Origin of the sequence: Pseudarthrobacter sp. H2, assembly GCF_050157045.1 — a bacterium.
In the GTDB taxonomy this organism is placed as follows: Bacteria; Actinomycetota; Actinomycetes; order Actinomycetales; family Micrococcaceae; genus Arthrobacter.
Genome location: NZ_CP189595.1, coordinates 98,903 through 118,568, shown reverse-complemented (window position 1 = coordinate 118,568; position 19,666 = coordinate 98,903). Strand labels below are relative to the sequence as shown.

Sequence of the window (19,666 nt, the reverse complement as noted above, 5' to 3'; positions counted from 1 at the left end):
TCGGACGTTGGTGGGGCTGGTGTGGTTAGAAGCCTTGGGCGACGGCGGCCGCGGCGGCGAGCCAGGCCCGCCGGGTGGCTGGTTGCAGGGCCTCGTAGCGGATGGGTCCGTTGACCAGGGCCGGGTCGTACGGGATCCGCACGACGGCCCGGACGAAAGGTGTAAAGCCGTCCGCGATCCGCCGCGCTTCATCCTTGGCCCGCCTCAGCGCGTCCCCGCTCATGCTGCGCTTGGCGTCGGTGGACTCAGAGACGATCACGACGGCGCCCCGGGCCAGCTCCGCGTCGTGCCCGCCACGGGATTCCAGGGTCTGCAGCGTCAGGCGTGCGGCTTCGGCACGGTCCTCGATGGCCGTCACAGGTACGACGAGCTGGTTGGTGTGGTCGATCATCCGCCGCCAGTTCTCGGCCCGGGCGGTATTGCCCGAGTCCATGACCACCAGCCGGTAATAGCGGGTGAGCACCTGGTGGGCGATATCGACTTCTTCAGCGGTGACTTCGTGGTCGCCTTCCTCGTTCTCGTCCGAACGCAGGACATCGAACCTATCGGCGGTCTGGTGATGGACGAACCTGGCAATTTCTGCTGCGTTCGTTGACGGTGACAGCAGTTCGGTCGAGGAATCAATCAGGTCCAGGACGCTCCGGTCGTGGGAACCCTTTTCCGTCCGCCAGCCCAGGGTGCCCTGGGACTCGTTGTTGTCCCAGGCCACGGTGGCGGCCCCGCTGTAGCGGGCAAGGATGGCCGAGAGCATGACCACCGTGGGGGTCTTGTTCGCCCCGCCCTTGCGGTTCACCACGGCGATGGTGCGGGGGCCGGGCCAGTGCTGGCTGACCGTGCGGATATCCTCCCGCTCGGAGAGTTCTTCCTCTGAGGGGTCCATCCGGAATCCCAGGCGCGTGAGCGTCCCCCGCCAGCCCAGTGTGGCCGGTTCCAGCACCGGGGCGCTGACCAGGAATGAGGTTTCCTTCAAGCTGCGCCGGGTAGGCGGCGCTTCCTCACCGATTACAGCCGTCTGCGGTTCCTCTGCGGCGGCCGCCGCCTGCGGTTCCGGATTCGCCGGCACTGGCGTGGTGTCGGCGACGGGGTTGGGCGGCCACGGCTGGCGGTCCACCGCCTCCGCAGCGGCCGGGGCCGTCATGGGCTCGGCGGGGGCGGCTACGGGCTCAGGGGCACGGACCGGAACGGTATCAATCACGGCCGGCGCTACGGTCCCGGGCGTGGTTTCCGGGGCTTCTGCCCGGCGGCGGGCGGGGCGGGCCTCATAGGAGACAGATTCAATCTTGTGGTCAGGGTGCACGATCAGTTCACCGTGCCCTTCGGGATCCTCGATCTGGACCCTGACGGGGCGCTGCAGTGTCTGTGCCTCGCCCACGATGAGGGCCAGGGCATTGTTGCGGAGATCCTGCACGGTGTCCCCGGCAGGAACGACGCGGGAGTTGCCCGCGACGACGACCTCAGCGGTCCCGTTATCGCGGACGATGGCCCTGATCTTTGGAAAGGCCATGACTTCCGTCGGTGTAGTACCCATGAACTTCTTCCTTTACCTATGTGTGAGATTTAGAGGTGCGGTACTTAGGACGAGGGTGGTGTAAACCGGTTGACCTTCCACGGGGCGTCCTTGCCCGTGCGGAGAAGCTGCAGCGTGTAGGTCCCGGCGTTGGTGGGGACCGCTGCCATGACTCCGAAGCCGTTGGCGTCATCGACAGAGAGTGTGGCCGGCCCGGTGACGCGGCTTACCGGGATGTTGGCCGGGTCCACTGCCGAGTAGTCGGCTGTGGCCTGCGGGGTCAGCCACCGGGCCAGGTCATTGGCCCACTGCTTTTCCTCCACGGCGGGGCGGGCAAAGTCCGTCATTGCCTTCTCGGCGACTTCCACCGCTTTGTCCTTGCTGGCTTGATCCCAGGTGACGCCGGTCGTGGCCGGGACCGTTCCACCTGGTGCCTGTGGTCCGCTGGTGGCGCCCAGCGGGACGGGCGCGGACGATGTGGGCTTGGTGCTGGCTGATTCTTCCGGTGCCGGCGTCGTGTTCCCCGCCGGTGTGCACGAAACGCAGAGCAGCGCCACGGCGAGCAGGGTAAAAGGCTTTTTCACTTCTTCTCCTCTTGAGTGGGCAGGTATAGGAAAGCTGAGGGAACGTTGCTGCTGACTGTCCGGGTGTAGTAGCTGTGGTCCGCCGGGGCAGGGTTGCCGTTGTAGCCCTCTTCGACGTACGTTCCGTCGGCGTTGACGGCCTTCACCACGGCCACGTGCCCGAAGGTCGGGTCGGCCCCGCCGGCGCCGGGGGCGTACCAGACGATGGCCCCGGCCCGCGGGGTGTTGCCGGTGGGCCAGCCCTTCGCGTGCCATCCGCTCTTCCACGTCAGGGCCGATCCGAGGTTGATGCCGTCGGGGCGGAACGTGCTGTTGTGGACCTTGAACGGAGCTCCCGTGCTGCCGAGCTGCTGGTTCACCCGCCAGAGCGCGAAGTCCGTGCACTCCCGGTTGTACATCCCCAGCGGAGAAGTGCTGGAGGCGTTGGCGCCGACCTGCAGCCAGCTCGGTGCGCTCTTCCAAGGAAGATCATCGCCTGCTCCGGAGCCGCCGGGAATGGCGCAGTCGCTGCCTTCCAGGGAGAACTTCCCGTCCGAAAGTGCTTGGACGAGCTTGACGGCCTCGGGCCAGTACTTCTGGTAATGGTAGGGATCGGCGTTGCGCTGGACCTTGTTGCCGGCCATGGTCGGCTCCAACAGCTCCCAACCGGGGACAGCCCGCAGCGCCTTGATGAAGTTCGTTGCGCTCGTGGTCGGGTCCATCCGGTCTGCGTAGGAGCCCCACGCGCCGTTGTCGCGCTGCTGGAACAACCCCCGGGAATCCGGACCCGCACCGTCGCCGTGGTCCAGGACGCGCAGGCCCGACTCCCCCAGGGAGACCATGACGCTGATCATCTGGCCCCGTGCCGGCAGGTTCAGCGTCTTGCCGGTGTTCATGATGGCTGCAGCGTTCCGGAGCTGCTCCCCGGTGTAGCCGTCCACCCTGGTATCACCGTCAATGACGACGGACACCGTGGGGCCGCAGCCGGCCGTTGCCGAAGGTGGACCCAAGAGCAGGACGATAGGAAGGATCAGCCCGCACAAGACCGCCGGGACCAGAACTGCCGCCCCGGCCAGAAGTCCCTTCGGCTTCATACCGTTTCCCTCGACTCCTTGCGAGGAGCCCCGACTCGATCAGGGGTTGCGGATCTCGTTGATCCCTTCGCATGGGAAATCCCAATTAGCGAACTCGGCTGATTCATCCCCTATCTCCCCCTGACATCGCTTGAACTACCCGGTCGGCCGATGGACTCGGAAGAACGAGCCCCGCCTCACTTCCGGTAAGCAGGGGACCAGTACAGGTTAGGAACTCGCTTAATGCCTTCATCACTGCCTAAAATGTAGCATGATGAGTGTATTAAACGCATCCAACAATGTGTTAAACACCCTTATGAAGGACATGTAAGTGTTGATGAAGGCGAAGCAAGTATGAAAATGGTGTTGTTTAGGGGCAAAATGGGGGGCGTGCCTAAATACGCCCTTCCCGAGGAGAACTGGTCAGAGGATCTCCTCCTGGCCCAGAGGGTTATTAGCACCCCCGCACGCCTGGCTATCGTTGGATATCTCTACACGCAGGGGCCGACACTGCGGGCGACACTGATTAAGAAGCTGTCCCTGGACAGCAGTCTGGTGGGCAGAAACCTCGACCAGCTTGAAGATCTTGGGATCCTGATCGGGGATCCGCCGCGCGGTGAGCGTGTAGGCCGATCTACGAGGTGGGAAGTCAACCAGGACAAGTACAAGGGGATGGCGAAGGCGCTTTACGAGTTCCTTGGTATTGACCTGAAAGCCCTTCCCGGGCAGGACGCGCAGGAAGGCTAGTACCCTAGACCTTCGCCGCCTGTGACAGGAATGAGAGCGCCGGTCAGGTACGTCAGCGTGCTGACCTTGTAAATGGCGTCTGCGATTTCATCCGGCTCCGCTATCCGCCTCAGCGGCGAACTTTCAATAAGCCTTGCCATGTCAGCCTCTTCGACCTTGGCCAGCATGTCAGTCCTTGTGGGGCCAGGGGCGACGACATTGATCCGGATTCCACGAGGGCCCGCCTCCCACATAGCAGAGCGCACCAGGCCATCAAGTGCAGCCTTCGATGATGTGTAGTGAGCAGAGCCGGGGATGCCGGTACGGGATGATTCAGAGGAGATGAGCACAATGGATCCGGAACGGGCCCGGCCCATGTATTTCAATGATTCCTGGACGCTGGTAAAAGCCCCGAAAAGGTTCGTTTCCATGACTGATCGCAGGTCTTCGTCACGCATCCGGATGAGAAGATCTTGACGGGCAACTCCGGCGTTATAGACCACTGTGTCGAGCCGTCCGAAGGTGACCGCTATTTCCTTGAAGGCTGCCTTCAACGCCGGTGTGTCCGTCACGTCGCATTCGATTCCGTGGACACCGTCCGCCACGCCGCTTCCGCGGTGGGTGCCGGCTACGGCGTAGCCCTCTTCCAGGAAACGCCTGGTGGTTGCTTCACCAATCCCCCGGGATGCTCCAATTACAAATGCCACCGGCGACTCAACCATAAACTTGCCCACGCCTGCACTCTACAGGTAAGGTCCACAGTGGCCCGGCGACCTCGCGGGCCTACATCTCCCATACCTCAAGTGTGCTGCTGGACAGTGGTGTGCTGGCTTCCAACCCTCGATTTGTTAGGGCTTAAAGTCATGCACCCCGATGCTCTCAATGCCGTATGCGCCGCCGCTTCAACCCCGTCCCTCCGGATTCTCCGCGCGTTGAACCTCCTTCAGATTCCGCAGCGGCCCGAGGAGATTGCTGAAGGACTCGAGTTATGCCTCTCCGTCGTCACTCATGAACTTTCCACGCTGGAAGCAGCCGGAATTGTGAGAACCATTGACGGGCACGTCCACCTGGGCGTTCATCTGAGCTCTTTCTTTGGCGAGCCGTTGACGCCTTCGATAACAGAATCCTCATGCCAGCGAGAACGAAAGGCTATCCGTGTCTAAGCAAGAGATCGATGCAAAAGGACGCTGGGTCGTCCTGGACACAACGCAGGACGGAGTGTCCCTGCTGGCCGTGGGCACAGAAAACCATCCCGGCATCAGCCCAAGGAACTGGCTGGACGAACGGACCCGGACGGTTCTGCTCGACAAACTCCGGACCGCACTCTCGTCAGGGGAGGCCTTCGACGGCATCGTCCGCTACGGGTCGGCTGAATTCGCCGTCATAGCCAAACCCATCGTGTCCCCCGATGGCAAGCAGAGTGTGGGTGCCTACGGAATATTCGAACACCCCGGGCACCGGATCCCCGACGCCCCTCTCCTGGGCGCCTGGCAGTGGCGGGTCTGCAAGAAAACCGGAAAAAACGTGGGTGATGACTCCTCACTGTGGGACACCAATCTCTTTAAGATCTATGGAATCGAGCCCGCGACCGTCGAAAGCCACCGCGGACCTGCCGGCGAATGGCTGGCCAAGCTCATCTCCACCAAAGACCGAGACACCATCAAGCTGGTGATTGACAGCGGCATCTCCGTCAACAACCGCAGCCGGCACCTGCTGTCCTACGAGGTCGTCTACGGATACGGAAGCGCCAACCCGGGTAAGAAGCAGATCGCCATGTCCGCCCGGGCCTATGACGACCCCGATTATCCCGAGGCAATCATGCTGCGCGGTTTCAGCCGTGAAGTGGACTGCGCTACGAAACTCGTCACTCCGGGCCTCTCGCCCGTCTCGGCCGGCCTGGTCACTGAAGCGCTCTTCGCCTTGGCAGCCGACCGTGCCTTTGCCGCCATCGACATGCAACAGGAAGTGACGTTCCGGACGTCCAGCAGATGGGCGGACTTCGGACTCCTGCCTGACTTTGAAGGAAACCTGGCAGCTCTAGCCCACCCTGACGACAAGTTCAGCTTCGAGCATCACCTCGCAGCGGCCGCTGCAGGACGCCTCGGACCCGAGTCATCTGCCAGTGTGCGGTTGAGAACCATTGCCGAAACATGGCAGGAATTTTCCGTTGCTGTAGCGCCGATCGGTTCCACCGACGGTCAGAGCCGCTATCTCATGACAAGCCTGGTACCTGCCGGACAAGGAGCATAAATGGGAATCCTGGATGAAAAGACAATACTCGTCACCGGAATCTTCACGGAGCGCAGCATCGCCTACGCCGCGGCCGAGCTCGCACAACGAGAAGGCGCCTCCCTGATCTTCACGGGCTTCGGGCGCCGTTCCAAAATCACTCAAAAAATAGTTCAGCGACTCCCCTCCCCCGGCCCGGTTCTGGAGCTGGACGCCACCAGCCAGGAAGACCTTGACTCACTGCACAGCAGGATCCTGGACCACACCGACAGCCTCGATGGCATCATCCACTGCATCTCTGCCAGCAAACCAGAAGCCGTCGGCCCCGGATTCATGACAGCGGACTGGGACGACCTATCCACGAGCCTTCAAATCTCCGGCGCGTCACTCCAGGCCGTCACCAAAGCCTGCCTCCCCGTACTCAACGACGGGGCCAGCATAGTCGGCGTCACCCTCGACGGAACGCCGGTATGGCCTATCTACGGGTGGGCTGGCGTGGCTAAAGCCACCTATGAATCCACCAACCGGTACCTCGCCTACCACCTCGGCGCGCGGAAGATCCGAACGAACCTGGTGGCGTGCGGACCCTTGGACAATTTCACGGTCGCAGCCATCGATGGCATTGAAAGTACAGACGGAGTATGGGAAAGCCGTGCGCCCCTGGGTTGGGACCGGACCGACCTGCAGCCAGTGGCCAAGGCAGTTATAGCGTTGCTCTCCGACTGGTTCCCGGCCACCACCGGCGAGATAATTCACGTCGATGGTGGCTACCACATCATGGGAATGTGACAAGGCTCTGCCATGTTGGAGACACGCTCAAATTACCTGCCATTCGATGGCACGAGTCACCGCCTAGATGGCGGGCACAGCGCCCAAATTGCACCTACTACGTTCGGCCGACGAGTGCACCGGATCAGCGCAGCCCCTTCCTGCGTGGCTTCGGGATTCGGGCGTACATGTTTCTGTTTCAACACGCCGAGGGTGTTTCAGTTTCAATGCCGGGACATGCGGCATCGCGGTGATAGCTTCAGTTTCAGAAGGACCGGAATGGACGGTGTTCCCCCTTTAGGACCGTGAAATGTTTGGTCCGACCAATCTATTGAAGTAACGGTGGCCTTCAGCCACTGAGTTCAAAGGACAGGGATGATGGCTCCAGTAAACCGTAGTGGCCGGCGGTCCAAGGGTGACCGCAAATTCGTCGGATTCCGCATCGCTACACCCAAGGCAGATGCGATGGACCTCGTTGCAAAAGCAGAGGGCTACCAGTATGTCAGCGACTGGCTGTCCGATTTGGTCGACGCACGCCTCGCGAACACCAATCTTCACGCACTAGTCCAGCAAGAGGAGTTGCCTCTTGGCCGCTTAGCTTCTTAAAAGAAGAAGGCCCGCACTAGGCGGGCCTTCGAAGCTTGAGATTCACGATCCGGACTGCTTGCCGGCTGACAGATCGTAAATCGTTGGGAAGTCCTTCGCAGGGCTTCCGTTGTGTTGCAAACCGGTCTTGGCGGACCGGCCCTCACTCATTCCCTCTGACAGGAACAAACTCATCGTACAACAGCACGCCCGCGCGCTGCCACCTATACCTGTGGGTGGCGTGCCGAGCAAGTCAGCCTCTCAGTGCAGCCCGGCCGAAGTCTGGGCTGCACTGGCGCTCCTGCTTGCCGGACAGCCCCGGGTCCGTCTCTCCCGGGACGGCGGAAAGACGTATCCGCAAAAAAACGAACGGACCCTGACTGGCGCACTTCCCTCCTTTCCTGCGGCGGTCCGGATTTTCGGCAAGGACGGGACCTGCGCGGCGATCTTCCTGGACTTTGACTCCTCGGTGGCCGGTGTTGACCGGGTGGAAGCCGATGTGAGGGCCGTCCAGACCTGGCTGCACCGTTGCGGGGCCCGGTGGATCGAGGACTACTCCCCCAACGGCGGCCGCCACGTCTATATCCCGCTGGAGAAGCGGGTCACCTTCTCTGAAGCGCGTGATCTCGTCGAGGCTCTGGGCACTAGGTACCGGAGCCTGGACAAGACCCCGCACCAGAACCTGCTGCACGGGTGCATGCGCATCCCCGGTTCCCCGCATAAGCACGGCGGTCACCAGGAACTGGCGATGAGCCTGAACATGGCCTACGACGTTGCCCGCCGGCCCAACGGCGCCGGAGTGTGGGCCACCATGAACGCCGATCTGGCCGGGGAGATCGCCGCCGTCCGGGCGCTGCGCCTGGAACAGTCCTACACACCCACGACCGCCGAAGCCCCGAAAGGACTCCAGCCCAGCGGGCGGATGTCCCGGGCCATGGTTCAGATGGCGCTGACCGGTCTCTACGATGCCAACCGGTATGCCTCCGATTCGGAGGCACGCCAGGCAATCCTCACCGGGGCTGCGGCCGCGGGCCTGGAGCTGACCGATGTGGAACGCCGGATGCTGCAGGGAACCTGGCCTGGACTGGCGTCCTTCTACGCCCGTTACGCCTCCCGCCACCGCCTCCCGGCCCTCAGACGGGACTGGGCCAGGGCGGTGGAGTACCTGCGTAAAAACCCCGGAACCACGGCGGGAAAGAACAATGCCCGTATATCCCCCACAAGCCAGCCAAATACACAGCCCCTGGGACCACAAGGGAATACCGTCTCATCGAATCCCCACGCCGAACACCGGTTCATCCGGACCTGGAGAAACGCGCTGCGGCTGAAGGAACAGGGGTACGCAGACTCCAGGACGGGGCTGGCTAGGAGGATGGTGTTGCGGGCGCTCGGGGAGGCAGCTCACATGACGGGGTCCAGGTTCATTGAGTTCGGCGATAGGTCCATTGCGGTGGCGACAGGCCTGGACCACACGACAGTCGGTGCACACCTGCGCGCCCTGCGCGCCGAGCATGATCCGTTGGTGACCCTGGTCGAGGCCGGCCGGGGGACAAAGGGGGATCTCTATATGCTGACCGTGCCCGAAGGGGTGAAAACCGCTGCGGAAGATCTGACGTGGCGCAAGGGAAAGATCCATGCCCTGCGGCCGGTGTTCAGGGAACTCGGTCTGCCGGCGGCCTTCGTCTATGAGGCACTGGAGCACTCCCCCGGGCTGACCACCGCACAACTGGTGCACCTGACGAGGCTGTCCCGCACCGCGGTCAGTGAAAGCCTGGAGGTGCTGGCCGCCTGGAACATGGCGACCCGGGACAAGACACGGGCCTGGTCCGTGGTGGCCACGACGTCACTGAAGGAACTCGCCGAGCACTTCGGCGTCCTGGAAGCCGTCGCCGCTCAGCTGCACAAATACCGGATCGAGCGGATCCTGTGGAAGGACTGGCTGTCCAGGAACGTCAACACCGTCGCCGAACTCCTCTCCCCCGGCGAGGACTATCCCTGGGAGGCTTTCGAGGGGCCGCCGGATGAGTGGGCCCTGGCGGACATGGCATTCGCCACGATCCGGTAATGCTGCTTTCATGTCTGCTTTCATGCATGCATGAAAGCAGACATGTTGGGAGGATCTATGCCCAGCGGCTGAGGATAGCCTGCTCGACGGCCTCGCGCACTGAGATGTCCTCCGCATCGGACGCAGCATAAAGAACGTCCATGACGTTTTGGGACAGCCGGGTGCTGAATGGATAGGTGACCTCTCGTCGACTGGTTTTCTTGGCACCGGCAACCTTGGACGTATTCGTCACCGTGGCGGGTGCCTGTGTAACTTGTTCTGGTTGAGGTGCCGGAGCGGCGCGGGGAACAGATACTGCCGGAGACTCCGGGATGGGCACGATTTGAGATACTGCGACGGCAGCAGGCTCTGTTTCCCCGGTAACAGGAGCTACTTTCTCAGCCATTCCCCCACTAGCAACTTCCGGGATTGCAGACGCGACTTGAGGCTGCACCGGAGCCACGATGGCCGGGGTGTAGTCGACGGGATCGACACTTTCGTCCGGCGCAGGCCTGGGCTTTCGGCGCGCCAGGACTGCTGGGCGCTCCTTCAGTCCGTCGGTCATCGAATTATCTCCTTCATAAGCGCCTGGTAAGCCTCCACGACGGGGAGGCCCTTGGTGTATTCGCCGTACCATTCCTGGGTCATGCGCATCTCTTGGACGATGGTCCGGTGCGGGACAAGCGGGGTGAGTAACATACTGGTCTCTCTCAACTCCTCGATGCTCGCCACGGCAATCCGGCTCATAACTGTCGAGGCAACTGCTCCGACAACGATGCCGGCCTCGTGCAAATTGTCGGGGGCGCCGATGCGCTTCCGGGACATGCGGAATTGCTCCACGCTGCGCCGGGCGCCTGCCACCCCATCCACACCGTCCACGGTCGCTCCCGCCGCGTAAACGATGGTGTCGGCAGCATTCAGCGCGGAAAGTGTAAGCGGGCCGCCCTGCCGGTTCGGACAGTCGATCACCACGACGTCGGCATCAATGCCCATAAGCGAGGTTCGGAGCCGGAGTTCGGCATGGTCGGCACGGTCCGCTTCCCTGTTGGAGACGCTACGGGCCGACGGAACGACGCGAAGGTTCGGGAACCAGTTGCTGGTGACGGCCAGATCGTCCGCCCATCCCTCGGGGTCCGGGTCCCCCAGGATGGCTCCCACATGGAGGCCCTCGTCCTTGGGCTCCACGCCCATCCACTTGGTGGCGGCCGCTCTCGGGTCGAGGTCGATGAGCGTTACTTTGCGTCCAGAGGCGGCCGTCACAGCGGCCAGTGATACAGCTGTCGTTGTTTTGGTGGCGCCACCCGACTCGCTGTAAACCATGATTGTTTGCATGCTTGCAAGCTTTCCTTCCTCACTCCGACGTTGCAAGCAGCCACGCCGTCACTTCCCCAATTTGATTAGTGCATGCATGCATGCATGCATGATGTCAGGACGATGGATTTTCGCTGTCCGCTACTTGATATCCGCTGCAAGCCGGTGCTCTTGCCCAATAGCTCCGGCTTGGTCAGCGCACGCTCTTCCTTCAGAAAACATGCATGAATGCATGAATGCATGAATGCATGAATGCCACTATCCCGCTTGCAGCCTTTAATTCCAAGGGTGCTGGGGGAAGTTTGGAGGCGATGCTGGCGCTCCTCCCCGCAGCAGTAAAGCCGTGTGACTTTCCTGAAAGCCTGCATTCATGTATGAAGGCATGCATTCATGTCTGAAAGCTTGTAAGAATGAAAAATGAAACACGGGGTGAGGTCAGGCACCTGATTTGTAGCGTTTGGTGGAATATTCCTTGTCATGCATGTATGCATGTATGCATGCATGCATACATGCATGACATTATTAATTAGAATCATCAGGAGGGTCCGCAACAGCCGCCTACAACGGGGTTGGAACTGGCGCTGTTTACACTTGGTGCACCGGGCATGTTGTCCGTTGCGCTGCAACCGCACGGCCAGCTGTCAGGTCCAGTGCCCGTCCGAGCTCCGAGGCGCAGGCGAAATATCAGGACCATGACGTTTCCCGGCCGGTGTCCTTTCGCGATTACGCGGGCGTTCTGGTCGCGTCTGATGTTTGTGTCCCGGCGCTGCGCCGGGTAGCGCCGGCCGGGAGCATGGGCGAAAGGGGGAGGGGGCGGCTTGCACCCAGTGGGGACAGCTTTGAGCTGACCCGCCGGGCTCCACCTGCCCCAAGGGGCGCAACCCCGGTCACCGCCGGGCCAGCCAGATCTAAAGCGGCCCTCAGCCTGCCGGGTCCCGCATTTCGGGGTCACCGATTGTCGAGGTTATGGGTTTTCTGGTCCGGGGATCTCGAGGACAGGTACCGACCCTCTGCAGGGACCATGGCGATGATCTGGTCCATGCGCTCACCTTTGGCGGGACCGTGGCGGAACTGGGGTGCCCGGCGGCGGCTGCGTGGTCGTCCTACAGCCCCGGGTCCCGGGCGCGGGCGGGTGGCCAGGGGTAGGCCATGGTCCGGGCCGGTGCCCGGAGCCGGTCAGCCGTCCGGCCCCGGCTTAGCCCGCGCCGGTACATCAGCACCCATTACGGGTCCCGGGCCCGGCGTGCCCGTCTGTCCATAGCGCAGCCCCTCCTCCCATCCCGTTCCCGGCATCGGTAGGACACCTCCGGTCCAGGACGGCAGGCAAAGGGTTCCCGCTCCGCGGCTGGCCGTGCCACTGCCCCGGGCCACCGGGGGCCCGCTGGCCCCGTTTATGGGCGCGGTGGTCGGGGCCGCATCCACGGGGGCGTACCGACCAGGGCCGGTGTCAGGCTGCCAGCGCGGCCGCGGCGCCGCCGCCGGCCAAGGGGGCAGGGGGCGTCAGGATGCTGAACGTGCAGTCGGACTGCGGCGGATCGATATGGGCCGGCAGATGGTGTGACCGGACGCAGTCCCGGAGCTGCTCGAGGGCGTCCGGGTCGATCCTGGCGCGGGTCATGTCCAGTACCAGCGAGAGTCCCGCCATCAGCGAGGCGGCGCGTTTCATCACCGGGTACAGGCCCTGGACGCTTTGGATGGTCACATGGCCCTGGGCCGCGACCTGCGCCCTGGCGCAGTCCAGGTCGACCCGGACCAGTACCCGAAGCTTCTCTGTCAAAGGGTTCTCCGCTCTAACTCGGGGCCACGACGCTGTGGCCCCCGACAACCATAGGGCAAATGTGATCCAGGCAACAGCTTCAAGGGTCAGCGATACAGCGTCGGTGATCGTTGACGGCCGGCCGGGGCCGCAGGGGGCCGGGTGGACTGGCCGCGTCCGCGGCGCTGGGCGTGGCGGTCCGGTGGGGTGTGGAATCCTTGGCTGGTGATGGCGCGCCGCAACCGCCTGTCCATGATGGACCCCATCCTGCCACCGGTGCCGCAATGTGAGGGGACACGGCCAGTCCAGGGACAAAGCCTTCGGGCGTCCACTGCACGGCCGGCCGTGGGGTCCAGGGCGCGCCGTCGTAGGGCTCCGGGTGCCCTGGCCCTGTTTGCCGAACGGCGTTTTTTGTCTGCTGTCCTTATGCAGAGGGAAAACCGGAAGAGCGGACGCACTACGTTCCGGCTCTTCCGCCTTAAATCACACCCGTGGGAAGAAGCACCCGGGGTTCCGCTGCGCTCCAACAGCTGCCCGCAGCCGGGCGGCGTGTCGCTGGACGGGCTACTGATCCGCCTATTACTGTCTTGCAGTACAAAGTCGGGCATGGGCGTTTCAGGCGTCCGGGAAGGGGGAGCACGTCGCCGCTGGCCAACCTGACCCGATGACTGACCTGACCGCTGAAAGCCCCTCGTCGGAGGGGCTTTCCCGTGTCTGCATGTTGGGCCGGCGGCAGCGGCGCAAGGCGCCCCCGGACCTCCCCCGGGACGGACGGGTGAACTCTGCCCCGGCGTCGGCCCGGAGGTCATCGTCCATCGCCCCACGGGATCCGGGGCCGGGTGCGGGCCGGGCTCAGCCTTCACAGTCGGTGCAGTAGGCGTGGGCGCCTTTCTGGAGGGCAATCTGGGACCGGTGCCGGACCAGGAAGCAGGAGTAGCAGGTGAACTCGTCCTCTTTCTGCGGGATGACCTGGACGATGAGTTCCTCGGCGATGAACTCACCGCCCGGGATGCCGGCCCCGTCCAGGCCGTCGGCTTCGTCGAGTTCCAGGACGACGCTGCGGGCGTCCGGTGCGTTCGCGGACTGCAGGGCCTGCAGGGAGTTCTGCTGGGATTCCTTGACGTCGGAGCGGACTTCGTCGTAATCGGTTGCCACGTGGCTGGTGCTCTTTTCTCGTATGTTGACTGACCCCGGTGCAACATACAGGACGCGGCGGCTATTCCACAGTCACAGGGCGGCACGAACGCCTGGGCGGCCGGTACGGGACGGCCGGCCGACGCACCAGGTGGTCGTCTGGGCTGTTTCGACGCCCTGGAAGCTAAGGGCCGCACCCACCCCGGCCGCGGGCCTGCCCGGGCTGATCCGGCCGCTACGATCTGGGTCACAGCGCCCGCCGTGCCCGGAACTGGAGGTTCAGCGATTGCTGCACTGCCCCGGCGAACTGGTCAGCTGCACGCGTGAGGATCTGCTGCAGGCACTGGCCGGCGGGTCCGGGTCCCCGGCCGAGGATCCGGGACGCCTACGACCAGGTGGTCAGCGGATGGACGCTGGGCGCGGAGGACCCCGACGCCGGGTACCCGCGCTGCTTCCGGGACGGGCCCGTCGCCACCGGGCGGGACCTTGCCGCGGTGCAGGACCGGGCCAAGGGGTGCGTGCTGCTGCAGCCCGGGCGCTGCACCTGGGTATGGCCGCCAGGGCGGTGTGTGCGCTGATATCGGTGCCTGCGACAGGGACCGCGATGGGGGCGCGGAACTGTTGCTTTCCGGAGGCTGGACCAGCCCCAGCAGTCCGTCAACAGGGGCTGATTTCGGGATGGTCTGTGGACGAACGAGGGGCCCGGCACAGGCCGCATGGCTCCGCCGGTACCGGGGCCGGGGGAGTGGCCGCCCGGGGGCGTCCCACGTGCCAGGAACTGGGACGGTCTTGTTGGCCGGGCGGGTGCCGGTCGCTGCACCCGGGGGTCTCGTCAAAATTCCGGATCCGTGCTGTCCTGAAGGTCACGTAGTCGATGACAGACAGCTAAGGGGGGCGTTGGGATGGGTAATCAGCAGGATCGCGTGATGCTGATGGAACGCAGGGACCTGCGGGGCGCCCTTGTCGTGATCACTGGTTTTTTGGCGCTTCTTTGCTGGTGGATCGGCTTATCGGGCTATCTGAACGTCGGCGGCTTCATCAGCGGCGGGGGCGGGTTCCTGACCTTTCTGCTCGTCCCTGTTCTGGCGACTGCCGCAACGTGCCTGGCTGCCCGTAGCGGCACACGGTCTTTGCGCGGGGCCGGCGCGGGTAGGCACAGGGCCTGATGGCAGCGAACACGATCAGCTTCACCATGACTGCCACGCCGAAGCCCGGCCATGAACAGGAATTCCTCACCGACATCGAGAACCTGTCCTCGGATGCGGTCGAAGGCTGCTACCTCTTCATCCTGGCCGCCGACGATGACCGCGCATCCCTGCGCGGCCGAAATCGTTCCGGGCCACCACACCTCCAGCAACCACGAGCTGGCTGCCTACCTGGAGAAGGAACTGGAGTCCACCTCGGGCGTCGAAGCGGACGTCGAGGTCACCATGGCGGAGTAGCCGCCACCAACGCACAGCGCTCACCCATGCCTTGGAGCGCCTTCTCCTCCCCCTGCCCTGATGAAGGAAGGTACTGACGCGGGAAGTAGTAGTAGGATTCCTACTACTACTTCCGCCTTAGAAGGGGTTCCCGCCGTGACGTTGAGTGTGAAAGACCGCGTGTACGCTGCCGCGGAGCAGATCAGTGCCGAACGCCGGCCCACTGTGTCGACGGTGCGTGCCTTGGCGGGGGTGAGTAACGCCGACGCCACCCGCTACCTCAAGGAATGGTCGGAGGAACGCCAGGCCGCGGGCGGCCAGATCGCCGCGGTGCCGGCCGCGCTGCTGGAACAGGCCGCCCGCCTGGCCGGGGCCTGCTGGGCGGAGGCTTCCGGGCTGGCCCATGAGCGCCATGCCGCGGCGGAGGCGGCCTGGGGGCAGGAGAAGAAGGACCTGACCCTGGAGATCGCCGAACTCGTGACCGACCTGGACAAGGTCAGCGCCGAAAGAGACGCCGCCGTCACCGAGCTGACGGCCCGGATTGTGGCACTGGAGACCCAGGTGGCTGCGGCGGGGGAGCAGCTGGCGCGGGCGCAGGCGGCGGAGCAGGAAGCTGCCCGGGAAGCATCGGCGGCCTCGGCCCGGCTGGCCGCGGCGGAGGCCCGGGCGGATACCCTGCAGCAGGCCCACGATGCGCTGCTGGACCGCATCACCCCTGCAACACCCCGGGATGACCGACCCGGGGCGAAGCCGGCCCGGGGCGAAAAGGACTAAGCCCTCGACGGACGCCGGTGCGGAGAAGGGCCGGGCAAGGGGCTGCCGCTGGTCAGGAGGCTCAACAGCCGGGCTGGAAGCTCCAGACAATCCACCGGCCGCAGCCCCCGAAGCGTCCGCACAGGGCTGACCATCCAGGCGGTGAAATAGTTGTGCGGGATGCCCAGCTCCAGCGCACGCTCGAAAAGGACCAGAACCGTGGGGTGGAGCCGGCCTCCGGGGAGGAACTGGAATCCGGGGCAGATGGTCCCGCCGCCGACGAAGACCCGGACAAGCTGGCCCATGACCGGTTCGGGGTCTTCCATGATTTCGGCGAGCCGGCGGCGCACCTGCTCCAGGGCCGGCAGCGTGAATTCCGTCCTGATCCCGTCCCACATCCGGTTGCTGATTGGCCGGGGGTTCATGGTCACCGGGCCTGGCCGCCGTCGCTGATGGTTTCCAGGAGCCACCGGGTGGCCAGCGGGTTCCGGCGCAGCGTGAAGGTCCGCAACGCGGAGTTCGAGGAACCGGGGCGGACCTGGATGCGCCAGTATTCGATGTCCACCAGGTTCCCGGCACCGACCGGTGCGGACCGCCGGGTCTCCCAGGGGTCCCCGTAGTTCTCGGGAAAAATCGGGCGGATATGTCTTGGGTAGGCTTCTGATCAGGGGATTTTTTGGCTCTGGTGGGAGGTTGCCGGGTGGTCGTTCAGGTGTTCACGGACGAGGAGCTGGAGGGGCTGCGGCGGTTTCCGGAGATCGGCCGGGAGGAGCTGTTCCGGTTCTTCACCTTGAGTCCGGCTGATGTCGCGTTCATCGATCCTGGCCGGGGTCGGGGCCCGTCGGACCGGTTGGGGCTTGCTGTCGCCGTTTGCACGTTGCCGTGGTTGGGGTTTGTGCCGGACGAGGTGGCGTCGGCGCCGTGGGCGGCGGTGGTGCGGCTGGCCGGGCAGCTTGGGGTGGATCCGGAAGCGATCCGGTCGTACGGGCGTCGGGCGAAGACCCGGACCGATCATTTTCGGCTGGCGGCACGGTATCTGGGGTGGCGGGCGCCGACGAGCCTGGAGTTGAAGGAGCTGGACGAGTTCCTGCTGGCGCGGGCGATGGAGCATGACTCGCCGACGTTGCTGGTCCGGCTGGCGTGTGAGTATTTGATCTCGGCGCGGGTAATCCGGCCGGGGCCGGTGATGGTGGTGAAGCGGGTCGCCCACGCCCGGGAAGCCGCGCGGCGGGAGACGTTCGACCGTCTGGCGCACGAGCTCACCGACGAGCGTCGCGTCGGCCTGGACGGGTTGTTGTTGGTGGACGCGGGGATCGGGATGACCCGGCTGCGGTGGCTGGGTACGGGGCCGGTGGAGGCCTCGCCCGCGGCGGTGAAGGCCGAGATCGCGAAGCTGGAGTTCCTGCGCGGGATGGACGCGCACACCCTGGATTTGTCGGTGTTGCCGGCGGAGCGGCGCCGGTTCCTGGCCACGGTGGGCCGCCGGCTGACGGCGCAGGCGTTGACCCGGCGTGAGCCGGAGCGCCGGTACCCGATCCTGCTGACGCTATTGGCGCAGTCGGCGACCGAGGTGCTGGACGAGGTGGTGCAGTTGTTCGACCAGGCGGTTTCCGCCCGGGAGAGCAAAGCCGCGCACAAGATGCGGGACGCGCTGGCTGAGCGGGGCAGTGCCGGGGAGGATCGGCAGGCGCTGCTGGACGCGATCCTGGCCATCGTCGCCGACCCGGCGGTGCCGGACGAGGAGGTCGGCGGCCTGATCCGCGGGGAGTGGATCGGGTGGGAACGACTGCGTTCGGCGCAGTCGGCCGCCCTGCCCCCGTTGCCGCGCGATCATGGGCATCTGGCCGCGCTGGAGGGCTCGTATGGGTATCTGCGGCAGTTCACCCCGCAGGTGCTCCAAGTAGTGCGGTTCGCTGGCGGTACCGCCGCGGCCGAGCTGGTGAAGGCGGTGGAGATCCTGCGGGAGCTCAACGTGACCGGTGCCCGCAAGGTCCCCGAGGACGCGCCGACGGGGTTCGTCCCGGCACGCTGGTGCGGCTATCTGGAGACCGCGGCGAAGACGGGCAGCGTGACCGCGTACCGGCATTATTGGGAGTTGTGCACGCTGTTGGCGTTGCGGGACGGGCTGCGCACCGGGGATGTGTTCGTGCCCGGTTCGCGCCGCTACTCCGACCCGGCCGCCTACGTGCTCACTCCGGAGACGTGGGCCGATCAGCGGGTGGAGTTCTGCCGGCTGGTCGGCAAACCCGCTGACGCTGCCACGGGGCTGGCCGAGGTCGAGCAGGAGCTGCATACGGCGCTGGGTGAGCTGGAACAGACCCTCGGCGAGGGCGACGGGCCGGTCCGCCTGGACGAGGCGGGCGACCTGGTGATCTCCACGCTGAGTGCCGAGGACGTCCCGGCCGAGGCGGTGGCGTTGAAGGAGGAGCTGACCGAGATGCTGCCGTTCGCGCCGATCGTGTCGCTGCTGATCGAGATGGACAAACGCACCGGGTTCCTGGACTGCTTCGCCCACGCCGGCGGCAGGCAGACCCGCAGCCCGGAGCTGAAGCGGAACCTGATCGCGGTGCTGATCAGCGGCTCCACCAACCTCGGCCTGACCAGGATGGCCGATGCCTGCGGCATCTCCTACGACATCCTGGCCTGGACCGCCGAGTGGTACGTGAGGGAGGAGACGTTGCGGGCGGCGAACCTGGCGCTCATCGGCTACCACCAGAAGCTGCCGCTGACCCCGGTTTTCGGCTCGGGCACCTTGTCCTCATCGGACGGTCAGCGGTTCCCCACTCGCGGGAAGTCCGTCACGGCCAGGGCTTTGAGCAGGTATTTTGCCCATGAAGGGCTGAGCACCTACACGCACGTGACCGACCAGCACACCACCTACGGCACGAAGATCATCGTCGCCACGAAACGCGAGGCGCACTACGTCCTGGATGAAATCCTGGGCAACGCGACCGACATTCCCGTCACCGAGCACGCGACCGATACGCACGGGGTGACGCTGGTCAACTTCGGCCTGTTCGACCTGCTGGGGTTGCAGCTGTCCCCGCGCATCCGGGACCTGGGCAAGATCACCCTCTACCGGACCGTGCAGAAGTCCGAGATCGAATCGGCGTTCCCGATGGCCGGGCCGCTGCTGACCCGGCGGTGCAACCTGGATCTGATCGCCGGGCACTGGGACGACCTGCTCCGGCTGGCCGGGTCGCTGAAGTTCGGGCACGCCACCGCGTCGCTGCTGGTCGGCAAGCTCTCCGCATCGGGCAGGCAGAACGCGCTGGCCGCGGCGCTGAAGGAGTACGGGGCGCTGCGCAGGACGATCTACGCCGCCCGGTACCTGTCTGACGCGGCATATCGCCGCAAGATCTCGCGGCAACTCAACAAGGGCGAGTCCCTCCATGCCCTGAAACGGGATCTGCTCTACGCCCACGAGGGCACCATCCGGGCCCGTCACCTCGAACAACAGACCGAGCAGGCCTGGTGCCTGACGCTCGTGACGAACGCCGTGGTGACCTGGACGACGGAGTACTACGGCCTGGCGGTGGAGTCGATGCGCCGGTCCGGGCGGCGCATCGACGACGAGGTCCTGGCCCACATCTCCCCGGCACACAGCGAGAACATCAACTTCTTCGGCGCCATCGACGTCGACGTCGAAGGCGAGCTGGCCCAGCTCGGCCCCACCGGATACCGGCCGCTGCGGGTGCGCGACACCCTGTTCTGACCCCGGAAAGCGGTGTGGAGCGGCGGCGAGGTGCGGGGCTGCCGCCCGGCAGACCGCATCCGCGTCACCCACGGCACCACG

At 64.9% G+C, this 19,666-nt stretch carries 20 protein-coding genes; 10 read left to right on the top strand and 10 right to left on the bottom strand.

Annotated features, from left to right (window positions below):
• Window positions 1–25 precede the first annotated feature (25 nt).
• From ACQCSZ_RS24970 to ACQCSZ_RS24960, 3 genes are read right to left on the bottom strand one after another with little or no spacing between them, the layout of a single operon-like run.
• A complete protein-coding gene (locus ACQCSZ_RS24970) occupies window positions 26–1,528 on the bottom strand; it encodes a chromosome partitioning protein ParA (RefSeq protein WP_427008493.1) in 1,503 nt (500 codons plus the stop codon).
• 44 nt (window positions 1,529–1,572) lie between these two features.
• A complete protein-coding gene (locus ACQCSZ_RS24965) occupies window positions 1,573–2,091 on the bottom strand; it encodes a hypothetical protein (protein ID WP_427008492.1) in 519 nt (172 codons plus the stop codon).
• Window positions 2,088–3,164: a CHAP domain-containing protein gene (locus ACQCSZ_RS24960; protein WP_427008491.1), complete on the bottom strand. Its 1,077-nt coding sequence runs from the start codon at window positions 3,162–3,164 to the stop codon at window positions 2,088–2,090. The genes ACQCSZ_RS24965 and ACQCSZ_RS24960 overlap by 4 nt, the downstream gene beginning before the upstream one ends.
• Window positions 3,165–3,497: 333 nt before the next feature.
• Here ACQCSZ_RS24960 and ACQCSZ_RS24955 point away from each other — a divergent pair, with 333 nt between their 5' ends.
• On the top strand, window positions 3,498–3,890 hold the full coding sequence (locus tag ACQCSZ_RS24955; RefSeq protein ID WP_427008490.1) for an ArsR family transcriptional regulator: 393 nt from the start codon (window positions 3,498–3,500) through the stop codon (window positions 3,888–3,890).
• Here ACQCSZ_RS24955 and ACQCSZ_RS24950 read toward each other — a convergent pair.
• Window positions 3,887–4,603, bottom strand: a complete 717-nt coding sequence (locus ACQCSZ_RS24950; RefSeq protein WP_427008489.1) for an SDR family NAD(P)-dependent oxidoreductase — start codon at window positions 4,601–4,603, stop codon at window positions 3,887–3,889. The genes ACQCSZ_RS24955 and ACQCSZ_RS24950 overlap by 4 nt on opposite strands.
• A 421-nt stretch (window positions 4,604–5,024) precedes the next feature.
• Here ACQCSZ_RS24950 and ACQCSZ_RS24945 point away from each other — a divergent pair, with 421 nt between their 5' ends.
• From ACQCSZ_RS24945 to ACQCSZ_RS24930, 4 genes are all read left to right on the top strand, one after another.
• The gene (locus ACQCSZ_RS24945) at window positions 5,025–6,119 is read left to right on the top strand and encodes a hypothetical protein (RefSeq protein ID WP_427008488.1); all 1,095 of its coding nucleotides are present in this window, start codon (window positions 5,025–5,027) and stop codon (window positions 6,117–6,119) included.
• Complete coding sequence (fabI, locus tag ACQCSZ_RS24940; protein WP_427008487.1) at window positions 6,120–6,887, top strand: enoyl-ACP reductase FabI; 768 nt, start codon at window positions 6,120–6,122, stop codon at window positions 6,885–6,887.
• Window positions 6,888–7,241: 354 nt separating this feature from the next.
• Complete coding sequence (locus ACQCSZ_RS24935) at window positions 7,242–7,472, top strand: hypothetical protein (RefSeq protein ID WP_427008486.1); 231 nt, start codon at window positions 7,242–7,244, stop codon at window positions 7,470–7,472.
• Between the two features lie 220 nt (window positions 7,473–7,692).
• A complete protein-coding gene (locus ACQCSZ_RS24930; RefSeq protein ID WP_427008658.1) occupies window positions 7,693–9,516 on the top strand; it encodes a MarR family transcriptional regulator in 1,824 nt (607 codons plus the stop codon).
• A 55-nt stretch (window positions 9,517–9,571) separates the two neighbouring features.
• Here ACQCSZ_RS24930 and ACQCSZ_RS24925 read toward each other — a convergent pair whose 3' ends face one another.
• The 4 genes from ACQCSZ_RS24925 to ACQCSZ_RS24910 form a co-directional block, all read right to left on the bottom strand.
• Window positions 9,572–10,060: a hypothetical protein gene (locus ACQCSZ_RS24925; RefSeq protein WP_427008657.1), complete on the bottom strand. Its 489-nt coding sequence runs from the start codon at window positions 10,058–10,060 to the stop codon at window positions 9,572–9,574.
• Window positions 10,057–10,827, bottom strand: a complete 771-nt coding sequence (locus ACQCSZ_RS24920; RefSeq protein ID WP_427008656.1) for a ParA family protein — start codon at window positions 10,825–10,827, stop codon at window positions 10,057–10,059. Before ACQCSZ_RS24920 ends, ACQCSZ_RS24925 begins: the two co-directional genes overlap by 4 nt.
• A gap of 1,426 nt (window positions 10,828–12,253) precedes the next feature.
• Window positions 12,254–12,583: a hypothetical protein gene (locus ACQCSZ_RS24915; RefSeq protein ID WP_427008655.1), complete on the bottom strand. Its 330-nt coding sequence runs from the start codon at window positions 12,581–12,583 to the stop codon at window positions 12,254–12,256.
• An 831-nt stretch (window positions 12,584–13,414) separates the two neighbouring features.
• Window positions 13,415–13,717: a DUF4193 domain-containing protein gene (locus ACQCSZ_RS24910; protein WP_427008654.1), complete on the bottom strand. Its 303-nt coding sequence runs from the start codon at window positions 13,715–13,717 to the stop codon at window positions 13,415–13,417.
• Between the two features lie 302 nt (window positions 13,718–14,019).
• On the opposite strand from ACQCSZ_RS24910, the gene ACQCSZ_RS24905 reads away from it, so the two are divergent.
• From ACQCSZ_RS24905 to ACQCSZ_RS24890, 4 genes are all read left to right on the top strand, one after another.
• Complete coding sequence (locus ACQCSZ_RS24905) at window positions 14,020–14,274, top strand: hypothetical protein (RefSeq protein ID WP_427008653.1); 255 nt, start codon at window positions 14,020–14,022, stop codon at window positions 14,272–14,274.
• 324 nt (window positions 14,275–14,598) lie between these two features.
• Complete coding sequence (locus tag ACQCSZ_RS24900) at window positions 14,599–14,862, top strand: hypothetical protein (protein ID WP_427008652.1); 264 nt, start codon at window positions 14,599–14,601, stop codon at window positions 14,860–14,862.
• A 135-nt stretch (window positions 14,863–14,997) separates the two neighbouring features.
• On the top strand, window positions 14,998–15,138 hold the full coding sequence (locus tag ACQCSZ_RS24895; protein ID WP_427008651.1) for a hypothetical protein: 141 nt from the start codon (window positions 14,998–15,000) through the stop codon (window positions 15,136–15,138).
• A gap of 135 nt (window positions 15,139–15,273) precedes the next feature.
• On the top strand, window positions 15,274–15,891 hold the full coding sequence (locus tag ACQCSZ_RS24890) for a DNA-binding protein (RefSeq protein ID WP_427008650.1): 618 nt from the start codon (window positions 15,274–15,276) through the stop codon (window positions 15,889–15,891).
• On the opposite strand, the gene ACQCSZ_RS24885 is transcribed toward ACQCSZ_RS24890, so the two are convergent.
• Both ACQCSZ_RS24885 and ACQCSZ_RS24880 read right to left on the bottom strand, forming a co-directional pair.
• Window positions 15,888–16,295: a hypothetical protein gene (locus ACQCSZ_RS24885; RefSeq protein WP_427008649.1), complete on the bottom strand. Its 408-nt coding sequence runs from the start codon at window positions 16,293–16,295 to the stop codon at window positions 15,888–15,890. The genes ACQCSZ_RS24890 and ACQCSZ_RS24885 overlap by 4 nt on opposite strands.
• A 2-nt stretch (window positions 16,296–16,297) precedes the next feature.
• Window positions 16,298–16,435, bottom strand: a complete 138-nt coding sequence (locus ACQCSZ_RS24880; protein WP_427008648.1) for a hypothetical protein — start codon at window positions 16,433–16,435, stop codon at window positions 16,298–16,300.
• Between the two features lie 147 nt (window positions 16,436–16,582).
• On the opposite strand from ACQCSZ_RS24880, the gene ACQCSZ_RS24875 reads away from it, so the two are divergent.
• The gene (locus ACQCSZ_RS24875) at window positions 16,583–19,585 is read left to right on the top strand and encodes a Tn3 family transposase (protein ID WP_427008673.1); all 3,003 of its coding nucleotides are present in this window, start codon (window positions 16,583–16,585) and stop codon (window positions 19,583–19,585) included.
• Window positions 19,586–19,666: the final 81 nt, after the last annotated feature.